Origin of the sequence: Ramlibacter sp., assembly GCF_013697775.1 — a bacterium.
Classification (GTDB): Bacteria; Pseudomonadota; Gammaproteobacteria; order Burkholderiales; family Burkholderiaceae_C; genus Ramlibacter.
Map to the genome: position 1 here is coordinate 1 of NZ_JACCWG010000454.1, position 4,921 is coordinate 4,921.

Consider the following 4,921-nt stretch of genomic DNA (forward strand, 5'->3'; position numbering starts at 1 on the left):
AGGCATCCCACTGCGCGCGGCTCGGCGCGGTGCCGTCCCACCAGGCTTCCAGCAGCAGGCTCTGCTTGCTCTCGCCGACCCAGCGCGCGCCCACCAGCGCCTGCGTCGGACGGCGCACCGTCGCCGGCTGCCAGGGATTGGCGGTCACCAGCACGGTAGGCGTGGGTTGCACGGCCAGGGTGTCGGCCTCGGCCATGTAGCGCGCCGAGGCATGCACCTCGAGCGCGTCGGTAGCGACCCAGGCGACGGCGGCGCCCAAGCTGCCGCCGGTGCGCCGTCCCCAGCGCGCGAATCCATGCCAGTCGGCGGCGCCGTTGCGCATGTAGAAGCGCCCGGCCAGCGCCGGCTCCTCGGGACCGCGCGCGGAGCGACCGTTCTCGGGATTCACCAGCAGCACGGTGGCGGCGGTGTCGGCGCCGAAGTAGTCGGCCATCAGCACGGTGCGGCCGACCGGCAGCACCTGCACCAGCGGGCGGCGCGGCTCCTGCTGCACCACGTCGTTGGGGCGGAAGCCTTCGCCCACGTCCCACGAGACGATACGGCGGCCGCCCGTCAGCTGCCAGGCGCCCTGGCCGCCGCTCGCGTACAGCTCGTTGAAGCGGGCCCAGCCATGCTCCGCGCCGTGGTCGGAGAAGCGGTGGCCGAGTGTCGCCACTGCATGGAAAGGACCCAGGCCTCCGCGCAGTTCCACCTGCGGCGCGGCCGTCCATCCTGGCTGGGTGGCGATGCCCGGCGCCAGCGTGTTGGCCTGCGCGATCGGACCGCGACCGGCCGCCTGGCTGCCGATCACGTCGATCCGCAGTTCGCCGCTGAATTCTTCGGCCCGCGCCGCGTCTTGGCCGAAGGCCAGGCCGAGCGCCAGCACGAGGGGAAGTGCACGGAAAGCCATGGGTGTCATTCCAGCGAGGTATTGCGAACCAGGTACATCGGGTTCAGCCAGGTTTCGGGCACGGTGTGCGGCTTGCGGTCCAGGTAGCGCACCTGCGTCTGCTTGTGGTTGGCGATCTGGTCCTGCAGCAGCATGGCCGACACGATGTTCGGGTTGGCGCCGTCCAGCACGAACTGCGCGCGCTTGGCCAGCTTGTCGGACTGCACGTAGAGCTCGGCCTTCACTGGCTCGCGGCGCGCCTTGCCGATCCACAGCTCGATGCGCTGGTACGTCACCGCCTTGCGCGTGGCCTGCAGTGTCAGGTGCAGGCAGTCGCGCGCCGGCTCGCCGCAGCGCTCCTCGGCGGCGACGGTACCGGTGTAGTCGTCGGCCCAGCTCATGGCGGCGATGTCCGCGGTGCTGGCGTCGCCCAGCAGCTTCTGCATCGGCGTGATACGCAGCGGCCGCTGGCTGCCGGGCAGTACAAGCCAGAAGTCGTCGCCCGACATCAGCACCTTCTGGCCTTTCTCGGCCGGGCTTTGCATCAGCACCAGCGACTGGTGGTTGGTCTGCGCGAACACCGTGTACAGGCGCTCCTTGTCGACCGAGCCGTCGGCGTTGAGCACGGACACCTGGGTGTCGACGCGCGTGTTCTGGCTGGCAACGCGGTAGCGGTCGGCGGCTTTCAGCAGGGCGCCCACATCCTGTTCCAGCGCGAACGCGGGCAGGGTGGTGGCGATGGCGAGGGCGGCGGCAGCCACCCAGCGGTTGGTTGTCATGGTGGGATCTCCAGGGTTCAGGTATGGGCCAGCGCCGCGACCACGGGCGAATGGACGGTCTTGCGCCCGATCCAGGCCGAGGCCAGCATCGCCAGCGCGACGATGGCCAGCAGCGTGGCGCCGTACACCAGCGGATCGAAGGCGATGTTCAGCGGGTAGCCGCGCGAGCTGCCCGGCGGCGGCGGCATCTGGATCGGAACCAGGTACAGCATCAGCGACGCGGCGCCGGCCAGCATCGCGCCGATCACCGCGCCCGAGCCGCCCAGCACCATGCCTTCCAGCGCCAGCGTCTTGAGCAGTTGCGAGGGCAGGGTGCCGAGCGCACGCAAGGTGCCAATCTCGCGGGTGCGCTCGATGATCGCCATCGCCATCGCGTTGGTGACCACGAACACCACGATGACGCCGATGATCAGCCCCAGCGCCCCGAAGATGCGGTTGTAGAGCGCGCGCACCGAGCGGTAGAACACCGCCTGGTCCAGCCAGGTCTGCACCTGCAGCGCGGGGAGCGCCGCGGCCAGCCGCTGGCGCGCCGGCGCCACCGCGTCCATGTCGCGCAGGAACACGCCCAGGGTGGTCACGCGCTGCGTGTTGAGAAGCCGCTGCGCGGTGGCGACGTCGGTATAGACCAGGCGGTTGTCGATGTCGGGAATGCCGTAGGAGAAGATCCCCTTCACCGTCACGTCCAGCGCGTTGAGCGCGCCGTCCTTGGTGCTGGCCAGAAGCGTCAGGTTGCTGCCGGCGCGTGCTTTCAGGCTGCGCGCCAGGCCTTCGCCCAGCATCACCTCGGCGTTCTTCGCGCCGGAGGCCAGCACGTCGCCCGCCACCATGTTGAGGAACGGCCCCTTCACCGAGAACTCGGCGTCGGGCTCGACGCCGTTGGCCAGCATCACGGTGGATTTCTCGCCGTTGCTGATCAAGCCGTTGAACACCACGCGCGGCAGCACCTGGCGTACGTCCGGGTCGGCCAGCAGCTGCCGGCTGAGCGCCTGCACGTCGTCGATGCCGTGCTGCAGCGGCGTTTCCTCATCCTGCGTGAACTGCGCCGGCTGGCCGATGACCAAGTGCCCGGTGGTGCGCGCGGCGGCCTGCGCCAGCGCCTGGTAGACGGACAGCGCGAAGCCGCTCGCCAGCAGGATCGCGGCGGTGCCCAGCGCCGCCACGGCCACTGTCACCAGCGAGCGGCGCCGGTTGCGCTGCGTGTTCTGCAGGGCGAATGTGAGCCATTTCATTGCAGGCTCCCGTCCAGCAGCGCCACCACGCGGTCGCAGCGCCGGGTGAGGCGCGCGTCGTGGGTGGCGATGACGAAGGCGGCTCCCTCGGCCTGGCAGCGCTCGCGCATCAGGTCCAGCACCTGGTCGGCGGTGCGCGAATCCAGGCTGGCGGTCGGCTCGTCGGCGATGACCAGTCGCGGGCGCTTGATCAGCGCGCGGGCGATCGCCACGCGCTGGCGCTGGCCGCCCGACAGCGCGTCGGGTCGGTGGCGCGCATGCGCCCCCAGGCCCACGCTTTCGAGCTGGGCGGCCACGCGCTCGCGCCGCTCGGCCGCCGGCACGCCGGCGATGAACAGCGGGTAGTCCACGTTCTCCTCCACCGTCATCACCGGCACCAGGTTGAAGCCCTGGAACACGAAGCCCAGCGCGTCGCGCCGCAGCAGCGTGCGCGCGGTTTCGTCCAGCGCGCCCACCGCCTGGTCGCCCAGCAGCACCTCGCCGCTGTCGGGCATGTCGATCAGCCCGCACAGGTTGAGGATGGTGCTCTTGCCGCTGCCGGAAGGCCCGGTCAGCGCCACCAACTCGCCGGGCTGCACGGCCAGGTCCACGCCCTGCAGCGCTGGAATGACGTGTTCGCCCAGCCGGTAGGTCTTGCGCACGTTGCGCAGCTCGATGACGGCGCCGCTCACGGGGCCACCTCGCGCAGCTTGGCTTTTGCGGTTTCGGTCTGCGGCGCGCCCATGGCAATCACCTCGCCCAGGTAGCGCCGCGCCTCGGGTGTGCGCTTCTGCTCCACCGCCAGCTCGCCCGCGCGCAGCAGCACCTCGCCGCGAAAACCCGCCGGCGCCGCCGCGAAGGCGGGGCTGTCCAGCACCTCGCCCAGCAGCTTGGCGCCGCGCGCGCCGCGGTTCATGAAGCCGGGCACCACCAGCATGGTGCTGGCGGCCACGTACTTCAGCTCCAGCGCGCCGGGCGTGCCGCGCTGCGCCGGCAGGTTGGGCGTGGCCGCGGCCAGTGCCAGTGCCTTGTCGATCTGCGCCAGGCCGTCCTCGGCGTAGGACAGTTTCTTCCACGGGATCAGCGTGGTGCGCGCGCGCATCGAGGTGGTGGCGCCGACGTAGGCCAGCAGCACCGGGTTGCCCGGCTCGGACTTCAGCAGCGCGCCGAACGCGTCGGACGCGCCGGCCACCGCGTCGGCGTCGCCGGCCGCCGCTTCCTTGAAGCGGTTGAAGGCGGCAAGGAACTTGTCGTCGGGCGCCGCCTGCACGGCGCCGCCGGCGCCCAGAAGGGCGGCCAGCAGCAGGGCCGCGGCGGCGCGTGGCGCGAAGAATCGGTTGCTTGAACGGGGAATCATGGAATCTCCTGGAACGGATGGATGGATGGATGGACGGGAAGGGAAAGCGGCGGTTTCAGCCGAACAGCGTGCGGCGGCCGAAGGTCGCCAGGCCGTGCATGGCCAGGCCGATGCCCCAGCCGAACGCGACCCACAGCACCCACGGGTAACGGGGCGTCAGCAGCAGGTTCACCACCGCCAGCCCGCTGACGACCAGCAGGTAGGGCAGCAGATGGAGGTAGAAGCCCTTGCGGCGGCGCGCCTGGCGCAGCGCGGCGGCTTGGCGGGTGGAGACGGCGGTGCAGAGTCGGGTCATGGTCGGGTGTCCTTTGGGTGTGTGACGGTTATCGGGATTCATGCGGCGGCCTGCGCCTGCAGGCGGCTCACCAGCACCTTGCCGGCGGAGGAGCGCGGGAATGCGCGGTGCAGCACGATGCGGCGCGGGATCGCGTGCGGCGGCAGCGCCTGCGCGCAGGCGGCCTGGATCTCCTGCGGCGACATGCGCGGCGCCTCGACGTGCACCGAGATGTAGGAGCCCGCGTCCTCGTGCGTCGGCACCACCGCGAATTCGGCGCCGCCCAGCAGCGGCGCGAGCGCTTCGCGCAGCGAGCCCAGGCTGACTTTTTTGCCGTTGAGGTTCAGCACGTCGTCGCTGCGCCCGTGCAGCGCCAGGCGGCCGGCCGCGTCGATGGCGATGCGGTCGCTGGTGGCGTAGGGCAGGCCGCCCTGC

6 protein-coding genes and 1 pseudogene are annotated in these 4,921 nt (G+C 71.1%); all 7 read right to left on the reverse strand.

Features of this window, described 5'->3' with window-relative positions:
* The coding region (locus H0U68_RS23050; RefSeq protein WP_296359238.1) for a hypothetical protein at positions 1–889 on the reverse strand (889 nt) is incomplete at its 3' end.
* A 5-nt stretch (positions 890–894) separates the two neighbouring features.
* Positions 895–1,647: an outer membrane lipoprotein-sorting protein gene (locus tag H0U68_RS23055; RefSeq protein WP_296359239.1), complete on the reverse strand. Its 753-nt coding sequence runs from the start codon at positions 1,645–1,647 to the stop codon at positions 895–897.
* A gap of 17 nt (positions 1,648–1,664) precedes the next feature.
* On the reverse strand, positions 1,665–2,876 hold the full coding sequence (locus H0U68_RS23060) for an FtsX-like permease family protein (RefSeq protein WP_296359240.1): 1,212 nt from the start codon (positions 2,874–2,876) through the stop codon (positions 1,665–1,667).
* The gene (locus tag H0U68_RS23065; RefSeq protein WP_296359241.1) at positions 2,873–3,547 is read right to left on the reverse strand and encodes an ABC transporter ATP-binding protein; all 675 of its coding nucleotides are present in this window, start codon (positions 3,545–3,547) and stop codon (positions 2,873–2,875) included. Before H0U68_RS23065 ends, H0U68_RS23060 begins: the two co-directional genes overlap by 4 nt.
* Positions 3,544–4,212, reverse strand: coding sequence for a hypothetical protein (locus H0U68_RS23070; protein WP_296359242.1), 669 nt, complete (start codon positions 4,210–4,212; stop codon positions 3,544–3,546). The genes H0U68_RS23065 and H0U68_RS23070 overlap by 4 nt, the downstream gene beginning before the upstream one ends.
* 55 nt (positions 4,213–4,267) lie before the next feature.
* Entirely contained in the window at positions 4,268–4,507 is a 240-nt protein-coding gene (locus H0U68_RS23075; RefSeq protein WP_296359243.1) for a 2TM domain-containing protein, read from the reverse strand.
* A gap of 38 nt (positions 4,508–4,545) precedes the next feature.
* Positions 4,546–4,921: pseudogene (locus tag H0U68_RS23080) on the reverse strand (hypothetical protein); the annotation flags it as partial.